Source organism: Microbacterium sp. 05N427 (assembly GCF_056397105.1).
In genome coordinates this window covers 1-14,004 of sequence record NZ_JBFTMT010000007.1, presented here as the reverse complement: position 1 = coordinate 14,004, position 14,004 = coordinate 1, and the positions used below count along the sequence as shown (strand labels likewise).

12 protein-coding genes and 1 pseudogene are annotated in these 14,004 nt (G+C 68.3%); 6 read left to right on the top strand and 7 right to left on the bottom strand.

Annotated features, from left to right (window positions below):
- Nucleotides 1–60 precede the first annotated feature (60 nt).
- Genes AC1DG4_RS08120 through AC1DG4_RS08105 form a run of 4 tightly spaced genes read right to left on the bottom strand, consistent with a single transcriptional unit; the run spans nt 61 to nt 3,803 of the window.
- Nucleotides 61–1,053 (bottom strand): epimerase, encoded by a 993-nt coding sequence (locus tag AC1DG4_RS08120; RefSeq protein ID WP_477376740.1) that lies wholly within the window; start codon nt 1,051–1,053, stop codon nt 61–63.
- Nucleotides 1,050–1,418 (bottom strand): PLD nuclease N-terminal domain-containing protein, encoded by a 369-nt coding sequence (locus tag AC1DG4_RS08115; RefSeq protein ID WP_477376738.1) that lies wholly within the window; start codon nt 1,416–1,418, stop codon nt 1,050–1,052. The genes AC1DG4_RS08120 and AC1DG4_RS08115 overlap by 4 nt, the downstream gene beginning before the upstream one ends.
- 40 nt (nt 1,419–1,458) lie before the next feature.
- Nucleotides 1,459–2,388 carry an aldo/keto reductase gene (locus AC1DG4_RS08110; RefSeq protein ID WP_477376736.1) on the bottom strand — a complete coding sequence of 310 codons (930 nt, stop codon included), beginning with the start codon at nt 2,386–2,388 and terminating at the stop codon, nt 1,459–1,461.
- Nucleotides 2,385–3,803: a DUF2252 domain-containing protein gene (locus AC1DG4_RS08105; RefSeq protein WP_477376735.1), complete on the bottom strand. Its 1,419-nt coding sequence runs from the start codon at nt 3,801–3,803 to the stop codon at nt 2,385–2,387. The genes AC1DG4_RS08110 and AC1DG4_RS08105 overlap by 4 nt, the downstream gene beginning before the upstream one ends.
- Before the next feature lie 200 nt (nt 3,804–4,003).
- On the opposite strand from AC1DG4_RS08105, the gene AC1DG4_RS08100 reads away from it, so the two are divergent.
- The 3 genes from AC1DG4_RS08100 to pgi all read left to right on the top strand — a co-directional run bounded on the left by AC1DG4_RS08100 (nt 4,004) and on the right by pgi (nt 7,870).
- Nucleotides 4,004–5,494 carry an amino acid permease gene (locus tag AC1DG4_RS08100; protein ID WP_477377346.1) on the top strand — a complete coding sequence of 497 codons (1,491 nt, stop codon included), beginning with the start codon at nt 4,004–4,006 and terminating at the stop codon, nt 5,492–5,494.
- Between the two features lie 212 nt (nt 5,495–5,706).
- On the top strand, nt 5,707–6,087 hold the full coding sequence (locus AC1DG4_RS08095) for a VOC family protein (RefSeq protein WP_477376733.1): 381 nt from the start codon (nt 5,707–5,709) through the stop codon (nt 6,085–6,087).
- Nucleotides 6,088–6,190: 103 nt separating this feature from the next.
- Nucleotides 6,191–7,870: a glucose-6-phosphate isomerase gene (gene pgi / locus AC1DG4_RS08090; RefSeq protein ID WP_477421171.1), complete on the top strand. Its 1,680-nt coding sequence runs from the start codon at nt 6,191–6,193 to the stop codon at nt 7,868–7,870.
- 48 nt (nt 7,871–7,918) lie between these two features.
- Here the strand turns inward: pgi and AC1DG4_RS08085 are convergent.
- Nucleotides 7,919–8,089, bottom strand: a pseudogene (locus AC1DG4_RS08085) (DUF6458 family protein); the annotation flags it as partial.
- 197 nt (nt 8,090–8,286) lie between these two features.
- Here AC1DG4_RS08085 and AC1DG4_RS08080 point away from each other — a divergent pair.
- Nucleotides 8,287–9,387: a serine hydrolase domain-containing protein gene (locus tag AC1DG4_RS08080; RefSeq protein WP_477376729.1), complete on the top strand. Its 1,101-nt coding sequence runs from the start codon at nt 8,287–8,289 to the stop codon at nt 9,385–9,387.
- A gap of 73 nt (nt 9,388–9,460) precedes the next feature.
- Here AC1DG4_RS08080 and AC1DG4_RS08075 read toward each other — a convergent pair whose 3' ends face one another.
- Nucleotides 9,461–10,573, bottom strand: coding sequence for a fatty acid desaturase family protein (locus AC1DG4_RS08075; RefSeq protein WP_477376727.1), 1,113 nt, complete (start codon nt 10,571–10,573; stop codon nt 9,461–9,463).
- Between the two features lie 170 nt (nt 10,574–10,743).
- A complete protein-coding gene (locus tag AC1DG4_RS08070) occupies nt 10,744–11,502 on the bottom strand; it encodes a patatin-like phospholipase family protein (protein ID WP_477376725.1) in 759 nt (252 codons plus the stop codon).
- Nucleotides 11,503–11,856: 354 nt separating this feature from the next.
- Between AC1DG4_RS08070 and AC1DG4_RS08065 the strand changes: the two genes are divergently transcribed.
- Complete coding sequence (locus AC1DG4_RS08065) at nt 11,857–13,197, top strand: MFS transporter (RefSeq protein WP_477376724.1); 1,341 nt, start codon at nt 11,857–11,859, stop codon at nt 13,195–13,197.
- 162 nt (nt 13,198–13,359) lie between these two features.
- The gene (locus AC1DG4_RS08060; protein ID WP_477376722.1) at nt 13,360–13,950 is read left to right on the top strand and encodes a TetR/AcrR family transcriptional regulator; all 591 of its coding nucleotides are present in this window, start codon (nt 13,360–13,362) and stop codon (nt 13,948–13,950) included.
- Nucleotides 13,951–14,004 lie beyond the last annotated feature (54 nt).

The window sequence follows — 14,004 nt, the reverse complement described above, 5'->3', positions numbered from 1 at the left end:
CCGCTTAACGGCATGCATCGCGACGGGAGCGATCAGTAGCGGCACCGAACGGAACGGAACTCAGCGCCCGCGGATCTGACGCACCGCGCCGTCCAGCTCCGGGAACCGGAACACGTAGCCGGCGTCGTCCAGCACCTGCGGCAGCACCCACCGGCTCTTCAGGATGAGCTCGGACTCGGTGCGCAGCACGGCCATCCCCGGCTCCAGCACGAAGCGGGGCGCGGGCAGTCCGAACGGCGCCCGCACGGCCCGGCGCAGAGTGCGCATGAGCTCGATGTTCGTCACGGCGTTCGGCGAGGCCATGTTCACCGGTCCCTCGATGTCGTCGTGATCGCGGAGGAACCGCACCGCCTGGACGAAGTCCTGCTCGTGCATCCAGCTCAGCCGCTGCCGTCCGCGCGAGTGCTCGTAGTCCGGCCGCGGGGGCTCGGTCGGATGCGAGCCGATCCCCCGATACCGCCGGTGCGGGAACCACCAGCCGTCGTACTGCGGCCCGCCCAGCCCCAGCCGCGCCAGGCGCAGCAGCATCGTCATGACCGGGGCGCCGCGTCCGAGCACGAGCGACGTGCGCAGGGCGATCCTGCGGGTGGCCGGCATCTCGCCGGCGAACAGCGCGGTCTCCCACTCCCGTGTCACGTCGGGCGAGAAGCCCCTCTCCTCGAGCGGATCCGCCTCCGTGCGCGGCGTGTCGAGCGAGTACCGATAGGCGGTCGCGGAGCTGCCGTTCATCCAGACCGCGGGCGGGTGCGCCGCTGTCGCGATCGCGCGGTGCAGAGCCGTGGTGGTGCGCACACGCGAGCGCAGGATCTCATCGCGGTTGCGGTCGGTGTAGCGGCAGTCGATGCGCCGGCCGGCCAGGCCGATCACGAGCTCGGCGCCGTCGACGAGGCGCAGGATCCCGGCTTCGTCGTCCCAGCGCGCATCCGCGTCGCCGCCGCGCCCGATCGTGCGCACGTCGTAGCCGTCCCGACGCAGCGCGTCGCGCAGTGCCGTGCCGAGGTAGCCGCTGCCGCCGCCGATCACGGCGCGGGGACGAACAGGTGCGGCGCTCATTCGGTCCCCGTCTCGCCCTGCTTCTTGCGCTTCTCGATCTCGGCGCGCAGCCGCCACTCCTCGATCTCCCGATCCAGGTCGGCGATCTGCTGCTCGGTGCTGCGTGTGTCGGCGGGCTGCGACGGCGGCGTGGGCGCCGGCGGCCCGGAACGGCGCTCCCGGGGCCGCGGCAGCCGGATCCCCTCCCCGTCGTACTCGCGTCCGACCAGGAACCAGATCAGGGATCCGGCGAGCGGGACGATGATCACGAGGATGATCCAGAACACCTTGGGCAGGTGCTTCACCTGGTCGTCGCGTCGCGTGATGATGTCGATGAGCGCGCCGATCATCAGCACCAGCACGAGGATCGAGAACACCAGGCCCATGCCGACAGCCTAGGAGATCACGGACGCGCCCCGGCCACCCCTACGGCAGGGTGTGTCCGGCGGCGCGGAACAGCTCGTACCACTCCGCGCGGCTGAGCTCGACGTCGGCGCCCTCGGCCGCCTCCTGCACGCGGGACGGCGTCGTCGTGCCGAGCACCACCTGCATGCCCGCGGGATGCCGCGTGATCCAGGCGGTGGCGATTCCGGTCGGGGTGACGCCGTGCGCCGCCGCGATCCTGTCGATCGCCGCGTTGAGCTCCGGATAGGCCGGGTTGTCCAGGAAGACGCCCGTGAAGAAGCCCGCCTGGTAGGGCGACCAGGCCTGGATCGTGATGCCCGCGATGCGGCAGTACTCCACGATCCCGCCACCGTCACGGACGATGCTCTGATCGAGGCCGGCCATGTTCGCCGCGAGCGGCTGCGCGATGATCGGGGCGTGCGTGATGGACAGCTGCAGCTGATTCGCGACGAGCGGCTGCGTCACCGCGGTCTTCAGCAGATCGATCTGACGCGGGGTGTGGTTGGAGACGCCGAAGGAGCGCACCTTGCCTGAGGCGTGCAGCTCGTCGAAGGCGCGCGCGACCTCCTCCGGCTCCACGAGGGCGTCGGGGCGATGCAGCAGCAGCACGTCGATGCGGTCGGTGCGCAGCGCTGTGAGCGAGCCCTCGACCTGTCCCATGATGTGCTCGTAGGAGAAGTCGAACATCCCCTCCGAGGGCACGATGCCGCACTTGGTCTGCAGTGTGATCTCGTCGCGCTCCGCGGCGGACAGGCCGAGCGCGGCGCCGAAGCGGTCCTCGCAGACGTGCATCGCCCCGCCGTAGATGTCGGCGTGGTCGAAGAAGTCGATCCCGTTCGAGCGGGCGGTGTCGTACAGCTCGCGGATCTGCGCGTCCGTGCGGCCGTCGATGCGCATCATTCCTGCGACGACCGCCGGAGCGGATCCGGATCCGAATCGGATCTGCTTCATGCCCTGCTCTCCTTCTGCGCAGTCTGCTGCGCTGTACGCGGAGCGGCGTTCGCCGCACCCTGCTCCTTCGCCCGTGCCGCGAACGACCGGTAGTCCTGCTCGGCCAGATCGGCATAGGCATTGGCCCAGCTCACCAGGATATCGGCGAGCTGCACGCCCTTGCCCGCGTAGCCTGCGATCTGGGCGGCCGCGGGCGCCTGGGCATGCGCTCGGGCGAGCGTGATCGCGCACGCGACCGCATACTCGCGGTACCCCTCGTCCTCGATCTCGTCCGTGTCGATCGAGCCCTTCATGTCGTGGAACTGCCGGACGTAGTAGTCCTCGCGCGATCCCTTGATGTGACCGAGGAACGGGTCGGAGAACGCCTGCAGGATCCGCTGCACGCCCACGACTCTCGCACCCTCACCGCCCTCGCGGATCCGCTCCTGGACGTCGGCCGGCTGTTCGATCCCGCCGTACTCCGCGAGCACGCTGCGTCCCGCCTGCTTCACCTGCAGGAGCAGGGGCTCGGCGTCCGGAGTGCCGAGGACAGCGAGGAAGCAGCGCGTGCCGACGCTGCCCACGCCGACCACGCGGCGCGCCACATCGCGCACCCGGTACTGGCGCAGCAGCAGCTGGATGTCGATGTTCGCGGAGGCCGCGTACCGCGCGAAGGCGACGTCGCTGACCTCGCGAATCTCGGGGTCGGCGTGCGTCATGACGGGCGGCTGCTCAATGAACCGCAGGTGGCCGTCGTCACCGCGGACGGTGAGTCTGCGCGCCGCCCGCGCCCCGGTCCGCTTCTCGGCGGCTGCGATCGCCTTCTGCAGAGTGCGCTGCGAGTCGACGTCGAGCCCGTCCCGTGCCGCGGTCGCGTCGAAGTGCGCGAAATACCGCTGCAGCGGATCCGCGGATGCCGCGGCACGCAGCGCCCGGGCGTAGGCGAGGACGCACTGCCGCGCCGCGTCATCGGCGAGCGCCTGCCCGCGGCCTTCCCTGGCGCCGATGACCACGCTGGCCACGAGCCGCTTGAGGTCCCACTCCCACGGCGCCCACGCGGCTTCGTCGAAGTCGTTCAGGTCGAACATCAGCGTGCGCTGGGGCGAGGCGAAGAAGCCGAAGTTGCCGATGTGGGCGTCGCCGCAGGACGGCACCAGGATTCCCGTGTGCGGCTCCCGCGCGAAGTCCGCGGCCATGATCGCGGCGGTTCCGCGGTAGAACGCGAACAGGTCGACGGCCATGCGCTCGGTGCGCAACGGGACGAGATCCTGCACGCGCGTGCTGTTCTGCCGGTCCAGGATGCCGAGCGGGTCACGACCCGTCGTCGTGATCGTCGCCAGCGCGGTGCGGGGCACGCGGTCGCGAGCCGCTCTCCCCGCCTCGAGCCCCTCCGCGCGCGAAAGCATGGTGTCACCGACGAGGTTGGTTTCGGTCATGGCTCATTGTCTCCCCCACCGTTTCGTTCGTTGCCCTGCATACCGGATCCGAGGGAAGATCTCCGATGCACCGATGATCGGCTGTCGTCCCGGGGCGGCCCAGAGGAAAGGCATCGCGGATGAGCGATCAGAACCCCGGCCGCGCCGTGGACCCCGAGGACGCCCTGGAGAACGAGCGCGAGCTCACGGGCGATCGGCTGATGGCAGTCGAGGACTTCTCGAGCGAGGAGGCCGGCTATCACAAGGCCTTGAAGCCCCGGCAGATCCAGATGATCGCGATCGGCGGCGCGATCGGCACCGGTCTGTTCATGGGGGCGGGCGGACGCCTGGCATCGAGCGGCCCCGCGCTGATCATCGTCTACGCGCTGTGCGGGTTCTTCGCGTTCCTGATCCTGCGCGCACTCGGCGAGCTCGTGCTGCATCGCCCGTCCTCGGGATCCTTCGTCTCGTACGCCCGTGAGTTCTACGGCGAGAAGGTCGCCTTCGTGAGCGGCTGGCTGTACTTCCTGAACTGGGCGATGACCTCGATCGTCGACGTGACCGCAGCGGCCCTGTATGTGAAGTTCTGGGCGCACTACTGGCCGCCGCTGCAGGCCGTGCCGCAGTGGCTGATCGCACTCATCGCGCTGCTCGTTGTCCTCACGCTCAATCTCGTCAGCGTCAAGGTGTTCGGCGAGATGGAGTTCTGGTTCGCGATGATCAAGGTCGTCGCGCTCGTCGCGTTCCTCATCGTCGGAACGGTGATCCTGATCATGCAGGGATCGACGGACATCGGTCCGACCGGTTTCTCGATCATCGCCGACCACGGCGGCGTGTTCCCGATGGGTCTGTTCGCACCGCTCATCGCGATCTCGGGCGTGGTGTTCGCCTACGCGTCGATCGAGCTCGTCGGCACGGCGGCCGGAGAGACCGAGGAGCCCGCCAAGATCATGCCGCGTGCGATCAACACGGTCGTGATCCGGATCGCGATCTTCTACGTCGGCTCGATCCTGCTGCTCTCTCTGCTGCTGCCCTTCAACGCGTACAAGGCGGGCGAATCGCCGTTCGTCACGTTCTTCTCGCACCTCGGCGGCGCGGAGACCGGCGCCGTGGCCGGCTCCGTGATGAACTTCGTCGTGCTCACGGCAGCGCTCTCCAGCCTGAACGCCGGCCTGTACTCGACAGGACGCATCCTGCGTTCGATGTCGGTGAACGGCTCTGCGCCGCGCTTCACCGCCCGGATGAGCCGCAATGGCGTGCCGTACGGCGGGATCCTGCTCACCTCGGTCATCACGCTCGCGGGAGTCGTCCTCAATGCCGTCGTCCCGTCGCAGGCGTTCGAGATCGTGCTCGAGGTCTCGGCGCTCGGCATCATCGGCGGCTGGGCGACGATCGTGCTGTGCCAGCTGCGGCTGCACGCCCTGACCAAGAAGGGGGTGCTGCAGCGCTCGTCGTTCCGGATGTTCGGCGCCCCCTACACCGGGTACCTCACCCTCGCGTTCCTGGTCTTCGTCCTCGTCACCATGGGATTCACGGAGACCGGTCGCTGGGTGCTGCTCTCGCTCGTCGCCATCATCCCGGCGCTCATCGTCGGCTGGTTCGCCGCACGGCGCCGCATCACCGCCGCCGCCGAGGAGCGCGAGGGCTTCACCGGCATGCACGCCGTGCTCCCGCACCGTCAGGCGACCGAGGCCCTGCGCGACGACGACTGACCCGCTGCGTCCCCCTGTTGCGTCTCCCGTTGCGGCGACGCCCCCTCGCAGCATCCGCGCCTCCCCGCAGTTGCGTCACTCAGGAGGAGCGCGGATGTTCAGAGGGGGCGTCGCAGCGGGAGGGACGGGAGGAGGACTGACGCCCGGAATGTCCGCGGCCCGGCGTAGCGTCGGGACCGACGGCGGATCCACCGCCAGGAGGAGCGTGCAGCATGGACTGGAAGATCGAGCTCATCTTCGTGCCGGTCACGGATGTCGATCGGGCGAAGGAGTTCTACGAGCGGATCGGCTTCCACGCCGACCACGACCAGACGCCTTTCGAGGGGCTGCGGTTCGTGCAGATGACCCCTCCCGGATCCGCGTGCTCGATCGCGTTCGGCACCAATCTCGGCATCGACCTCGAGCCGGGTCGCCAGAACACGATCCAGGTGGTCGTGCCCGACGCAGACGAAGCCCTCGCGCACCTGCGCAGTGTCGGCGCAGAGGCCACCGATGTCGACGACCAGGCCTGGGGCCGCTTCGTCACGTTCACCGATCCCGATGGCAACCGCTGGACACTGCAGGAGCTGCCGGACCGCAGCGGACAAGCCTGACTCCGGCCGGGGCGGGGTGCCGTGCGCACCTCGTCCCCGGATACGAATCCGGTCGGCAGAACATCGTCGGCCCACGGCGGTCATCCCGCGCTAGCGTTGTCTCATGACCTCGCCGATCGACGCCACCACGACGCCCGCCTGGACCGATCTCGCCGCGCTGCGGGAGTCATTCTCGCCCGATCTGCGCGGCTGGTTCGCCGCCGATGCCGAGCGTGTGGAGAGCCTGACGTTCGATCTCGCCGATCTCCGCATCGATCTGTCCAAGAACCTCGTGACCGCCGAGATCCGGAGCGCTCTGGTGCGCCTTGCCGAGCAGACCGGCGTCGCCGAGCGATTCGCCGCGATGCTGGCCGGCGAGCACATCAACACCACGGAGGACCGCGCTGTGCTGCACACGGCGCTCCGCCGGCCGGCGGGTTCCTCCCCCGCACTGGTGGTGGACGGCCAGGATGTGGACCACGACGTGCACGCGGTGCTCGACGCGATGAGCGCCTTCGCCGACCGCGTTCGCTCCGGCGACTGGCGGGGCGTGACCGGCAAGAAGGTCACTCACGTGGTGAACATCGGGATCGGTGGATCCGACCTCGGCCCGGTCATGGTCTACGAGGCGCTCAAGCCCTACGCGGATGCAGGCATCCAGGCCCGTTTCGTCTCCAACATCGATCCGACCGATATCGCGCAGAAGACCGCGGATCTGGATCCGGAGACCACGCTGTTCGTCGTCGCGTCGAAGACCTTCACCACGCTCGAGACGCTGACCAATGCGCGGCTCGCCCGCGACTGGCTGTGGGAGCACCTCGCCGCCGCCGGTGTCGACGTCGCGACCGACGCGGCTCGCAGCGACGCGGTCGCCCACCACTTCGTCGCAGTCTCCACCGCGCTCGACAAGGTGGCCGCGTTCGGGATCGACCCGGCCAACGCCTTCGGGTTCTGGGACTGGGTCGGCGGCCGGTACTCGGTCGACAGCGCGATCGGGCTGTCTCTGGCGATCGTGTTCGGCCCGGGTGCGTTCCGGGAGCTTCTCGCCGGATTCCACGCGGTCGACGAGCACGTGCGCACCACGCCCCTGGAGCGCAACGTCCCGGTGCTCATGGGCCTGCTCAACGTCTGGTACACGAACTTCCTCGGGGCGCAGTCGCACGCGGTACTCCCCTACGCCCAGCAGCTGAGCCGGTTCCCCGCCTACCTGCAGCAGCTCACGATGGAGTCGAACGGCAAGTCGGTGCGCTGGGACGGATCGCCGGTGACGACCGACACCGGCGAGGTCTTCTGGGGCGAGCCCGGCACGAACGGCCAGCACGCGTTCTACCAGCTCATCCACCAGGGCACGCGGCTGATCCCGGCGGACTTCATCGCCCTCGCGAACCCCGCCTATCCGCTCGCCGATGACGGCCGCGACGTGCACGGCCTGTTCCTCGCGAACTTCCTCGCGCAGACCAAGGCGCTCGCGTTCGGGAAGACCGCGGCCGAGGTCGAGGCCGAGGGCACGACCGGCGCGCTCGTGGCGGCGAGGACCTTCGCGGGCAACCGCCCGACGACCTCGATCTTCGCTCCCGCGCTGACGCCGGCGGTGCTCGGCCAGCTGATCGCCCTGTACGAGCACATCACCTTCACGCAGGGCGTGATCTGGGGGATCAATTCGTTCGACCAGTGGGGCGTCGAGCTCGRCAAGCAGCTTGCCCTGCAGATCGCGCCCGCGATCGAGGGCGATCAGGATGCGATCGCCGCGCAGGATCCCTCCACCCGGGCGCTGCTCGCCTACTACCGCGAACAGCGCCGCTGAGGTCAGCGGACGTCAGAGCAGATCCTCGTCGCTCGTCGGTGCGGCACGACGGCCGCGCCGCACGAGCAGCAGGATCAGGCTCAGCAGGAAGACGACCGCCCCGGCGATCATGAGGATGTAGCCGACGAGGTGCAGGTCGATCCACGAGACCTGAACGTTGAGCGCGAATTCGAGGATCGCGCCGATGACGAAGAGGACGATGCCGGTTCCGATGCCCATGAGGAGTATCTCCGTTCGGTAGCTGGATGCCGTACGGTGCGACACTAGGCAGGATCCCGCGGAGAGCCATGGGGCTTGACAACCGGTCGCAGAGGCTGGTCGTGCTTCCGAGAGCGCGATCGCGCGGACCGCGCGCCTAGAGTGGGCCGGGACCACACCCCGTACCGCGACGCCTGCGGATGTGAAGGAGCCGGACGATGACGACGGAGCTGCAGGAGATCCTCGACAGGCACGTGGCGAACGGCACCGCGCCAGGGATCGTGGTCGCGGCCGGCGATGCCGCAGGAGGGCTCGAGATCCTCTCCTCCGGCGACCTCGCGCCCGACGCCATCGTGCGCATCCAGTCGATGACGAAGCCCGTGCTCGCTGTCGCTGCGCTCCGCCTGGTGCAGGACGGACGGCTCGACCTGGACGCGCCGGTGCAGCAGTGGATGTCTGAACTCGCCGATCGCCGCGTCCTGCGCACCCCGCAGTCGGCGCTCGACGACGTCGTGCCCGCGGAATCACCGATCACGGTCCGGCATCTGCTCACGAACACCTCGGGATACGGGATGACGACCGCCCCTGGCCCGCTGCAGGATGCGATGGTGCAGAACCGCACTCAGGCGAGCCAGGATCCGGTGGCGCTCGGCGCCCAGGACTGGCTCGACGCCCTCGCCGAGCTGCCGCTGATGTTCCAGCCCGGCACAGGATGGCGGTACCACCACTCCTTCGGGATCCTCGGGATCCTCCTCGCCCGCATCGCGGACCGTCCCCTGTCCGAACTCCTCGCCGAGGAGATCTTCGACCCGCTCGGCATGACCGACACGGGGCACTCGGTCCCCCGACAGGACGCGCATCGCCTCCCCGCTGCCCACCGCCACGACGGCGCCGGCGCTCTCGTCGAGATCGAACCCTCAGGAGCGGGCTTCTCCGTGGCCCCGGCGCCGTTCGACCTGAGTCACGCCGAGCTGGTCTCGACGGCATCGGACTATGCGACGTTCGCCCGGATGCTGGCATCCCGCGGCCATGCGGGCGATCGGCTCATCGTCGAACCCGCCCTGCTCGATCAGATGCGTACCGACCGGGTTCCTCCGCAGGTCAAGACGCCCGACAGCTTCTTCCCCGGCTTCTGGGATGGCATGGGCTGGGGGTACGGCGTCGCCGTGCAGACGGAAGGGCCGCACCGAGGCCGTTTCGGCTGGTCCGGAGGACTGGGCACCGATCTGTATGTCGACCTCGACGGCTCGTTCCGCGTGATCCTGACCCAGGTCGAGATGGGCGCAGAGACCATGGCGCTCTTCGCAGATCTCGCCTGAGTCGTTCTAGACAAGCGTCGGAAGCTCTGGCGCCTGTCCGGTCGCCGAGGACGACGCGGTGGACGCTATCGGATCAGGCGCGCCGGTACTGCCCGACCATGGGGCAGTCGAACGGATCCCGCGCAGCGAGGCCCACCCGGTTGAGGTAGTCGATGACGATCGCGTAGGACTGCCACAGGGACGTCTCCGTGTAGGCGATGTCGTGCGTGGCGCAGAACTCGCGCACGATCTCGCTGGCACGGGAAAGGTGCATCCGGGACATGTTCGGGAAGAGGTGGTGCTCGACCTGGTAATTCAGACCGCCCATGAGCCAGGTGGCCCACCATCCGCCGCGGATGTTGCGCGACGTGTAGACCTGCTTGGAGAAGAAGTCGAGACGCGCGTCGGGCGCGATCACGGCCATGCCCTTGTGGTTCGGGGCGAACGACGCACCCATGTAGACGCCGAAGACCGCGAGCATGACGCCCAGGAACGCGGCGGCCTTGCCGAGCGGGAGCACCAGGAAGATCGGCGTCAGGACGATCGTGAAGCGCGCGACGAGCAGGCCGATCTCCGTCCAACGGCCCTTCACGGGCGCACGGCCGACGAGATGCTTGATGCCGAGGTAGTGCAGGTTCATGCCCTCGAGGGTCAGCAGCGGGAAGAAGAACCAGCCCTGCCGGCGGGTGATCATCCGGATCAGGCCCCGCGACTGCGCCGCATCCTCTTCCAGGAACGAGATGGTGTCGACTTCGATGTCGGGATCCTTCCCGACGCGGTTGGGGTTCGCGTGGTGGCGGCTGTGCTTCGAGTCCCACCACGAGTAGCTGATCCCGACGACACCCGCCGCCAGGATACGCGCGAGACGGTCGTTCGCCGGCCCGGAGGAGAGGATCTGCCGGTGCGCGGCCTCATGTGCGAGGAAGGCGACCTGCGTGAAGAGGATCCCGAAGGCCGCGGCGATGAGCAGCTGGAACCAGCTGTCCCCCAGCAGGACGAATCCTGTGATCGCTCCACCGAACGCGAGGGCGACCGCCGAGGCGACAAGGATGTAGAACCTCGGGGTGCGCTGCATCAAGCCTGTCTCACGCACGACTCGAGACACCTCGACGAACGCGCGGGCGACGTGCGGGAAGTCCTCCTGGCGCGCGTAGGTCTGACGAATGGGGCCCAAACGCGAGGGAATTTCGGTGTGTACGGATGACATCGATGAGCGCCTTCCCTGGGTCCGGCCGAGGCCGGAGCTGGAGCCAAGGGCGGACGCCGATCGCTGGTTCCCAAGCTACGCGCATGCATATGCGTAGGGGGGCATGTGACGCCTGTGCATCCACCTCGAAAGCACCCTCATGAGCTGCCGAACGGCGTGCCGGACGATGCCTAGGCCACGGACATCAGACGGCCATCGCGATCCGCGGCGTCCAGTGCTTCCTCGGCCGCCCGACGCCCCTCCGCGATGAGCCGCGGAACGTCCTTCATGACCCATTGCGCCATGCGCTCCATCTCCGGCTGGATGAGGATCACGGTCGGGTCGGCGACGAGGTCGGCCGTGGCGGTGACGGTGCGCATCATCCGCACGTTCTCCCACTTGGCGTGCAGCCGGACGACGATGGTGCGCTCCGCGCCGAGCGCGCGCGTCACCGAGTCCGGGACGTTGTCGACCATGCCTCCGTCGGCGAGCAGGGCGCCGTCGCGGCGGACGGGCGGCAGCACGCCGGGGACTGCGACCGTGGCGCGGAGGGCCGTGCTGAGCGGTCCGCGGTCGAGGATCACGCCGCGGCGCGTGCGCAGGTCCGTCGCGTAGGCGCCGAAGCGCCGGGGCAGGTCTTCGATGAGGGGGTCGTGACCGAGGATGCGACGGATCGCGTCGGTCACCGCGTGTGTGTCGAGCAGACCCCAACGCGGGCGCAGAGACCAGCGGGCGATCGCGCCCCAGCGGAAGCCGCGTACCGCACGCTCGATCGCGTCGGCTCCGAAGCCCGCCGCGTAGGCGGCTCCGAGGAGCGCGCCGGCGCTCGTTCCAGCCACGATGCCGGGGCGAATACCGCGCTCGGCGAGCACCTGCAGCACTCCGGCCTGTGCGGCGCCGTACGCGCCGCCGCCGCTCAGCGTCAGTCCGAGGGTGTGATCGTCCGTCACGTGTCTCCCCTCGCCGGCCGTCACGCGACGCTACCAGTGGCCGCCTACGCAGCGGCTGAAACGCAGACATGGAGAAGAGTTCATCGTCCTGGTCCCGAACCAGAACGATGACCCCTCTCGCGCCTCCAGCGTGCGCAGCACTCCCCAGCGCCGCACCTCAGTGAACAACCAGAATATTGGTTGCTCGCTGAGCGTTTCATCGGAACGGCGCGGGTCACGGACCTCGCGCCGCTGCTTTGTAACAACTCTTGCGCGGAAAACCTGAGTCATCTAGGTTTTCAGGCGACACCGGTGCCCCCGGCTCGTGCTCAACGGTGAGCACGACGGACACCGTTTCAGCCAATGGAGGCAGAGATGAGTTCAGTCAGCGGATCCGCCGCAGGCACCCCTTCAGGAATGACGGCAGCGAGCACCGTCGTTTCGCACGAGCATCACTGGTTCAAGGAGCCCACGGAACCGGCCCCGAAGAAGTATGTCGCGTGGTTGTTCATCGCGCAGTTCGTGTTCTTCGTCGCCCTGCTGGGACCGGCGATCGTGGGTGTCGGCATCAAGATCTCGTCGCTCGTCGCATCCGGTGCCATCCCCGAGAACGGCGCCACCGGCGCTGCCGCCGTTCTCGGCGGATTCGGCGCTCTGTTCGCGACAGCGGCGAACGTCGTCTTCGGACGCTTGTCCGATCGCACGACGAGTCGCTGGGGCCGCCGGCGTATCTGGATCGTGGGCGGAACGCTCATCATGACACTCGGCCTCGGCGTGATGGCGGTCGGCCCGGATCTGATGTGGGCGACGGTGGGCTGGTCTATCGCACAGCTCGGCGCGAACATGACGCTGGCGCCGTTCATCGCGACCCTCGCAGACCAGGTTCCGCGCGTTCAGCGCGGATCGGTCGCGGCATGGCTGGGCATCGCCCAGAACGCCGGTGTCGTCGGGGGTGTCTACGTCGCGCAGTGGTTCCTGAACAATCTCGTGATCATGTTCGTCGGCCCGGCGCTACTCGCGATCGTCGCCATGGCGCTCTTCGCCTTCGTGCTTCCCGACAAGGTGCTCCCGGTCAAGCCTCCGGCTGCGACCTTCAGGGATTGGTGGGAGACGTTCTGGGTGAGCCCGCGGCAGTACCCCGACTATGCGCTGGCATGGTGGTCGCGCTTCCTCATCACCTTCGCCAGCTTCGGCTTCACCGCCTTCCGGTTCTTCTACCTGCAGAACCACATCGGCATCAAGAACCCCGCGGATGTCGTAGGAGTCATCTCGCTCAGCACGCTGATCTTCACCGGCACCCTCGTCGTGGCCGCCTATGCGGCAGGGAAGCTCTCGGACAGGCTTCAGCGCCGCAAGATCTTCGTGTGGAGTTCGACCGTCCTCTTCGCGATAGGGACGGTCTCGCTGATCCTCATCAAGGACGTGCCGTCGTTCTACGTCCTCGAAGCCTTGATGGGCATCGCCTACGGCATCTACGTCGGAGTCGATCTGGCGCTGGTCGTCGACGTGCTCCCGAACCCCGATGACTCCGGGAAGGACCTGGGCGTCTTCAACATCGCGAACGCGCTCCCCCAGACGATCGCCCCGATGGTGGGCGGCATCCTCGTCTACGTCGGGGACCCGACGGGCAACAACTACGCTCTGTGGTTCTCGGTGCTGGGCGTGGCGGCGTTGATCGGCGCTGCGGTGATCTTCCCCATCAAGAAGGTCCGGTAGGCGCGGGGTCGATGGTGTTCGGGGGCGGCGACCCACCCAGGTCGGGATCTCGTCGCTCCCGCTCGCCTTCAGCTCCGGATGCGGCATCGCCTAGACTCCGACCAGGGCAGTTCCGTGTCGAAGGCACCGCTGCACGGATGACGTTTGTTGCGGAGGGCGCCCATGATTCGCGGCTCATATGCCAAGGGCATCGCCAAGCGAGCGGAGATCCTCGAGGTCGCACTCGATGTGGTCGCCGAGATGGGATGCCGCAACGCGCCCAACGTCGAGATCGCTCGACGGGTCGGGCTGACCCAAGCGGGGCTCATGCATCATTTCGGCTCCCGCGAAGAGTTGTACATGGCTGTGCTCCGCGCTCGTGATGAGCGCGACACCGAGGCCCATTGGATCCGCGAGCCGAATTTCGCCGGCTTCCTCGGAGTGATCGAGCACAACACGACGGTCCCGGGGCTGGTGCAGTTGTACGTCGAGTTCTCCGCAGAGGCGAGCATCGGTAAGCACCCGGCGCACGAGTTCTTCATCGAGCGCTATGAGTGGGTTCGGCAGTCGATGAAGCAGGCGGTGGCGGCCGCGCAGGAGAGCGGCGAGTTCGGGCCGAATGTCGATGCCGGCATCGTCGCCGACCTCGTCATCGCCACCGCCGACGGCCTGCAGCAGCAATGGCTTCTCGATCGCTCCATCGACATGGTGGCGCGGCTGCGGACGCTGTGGAACGGCATCGCCATCCTGTCGAAGCTCCCCCGACAGAACTAGACCCCTCTACTACCGAGTCGTCCCCGTCAGCGCACGCCATAGGGTGCGCTGACG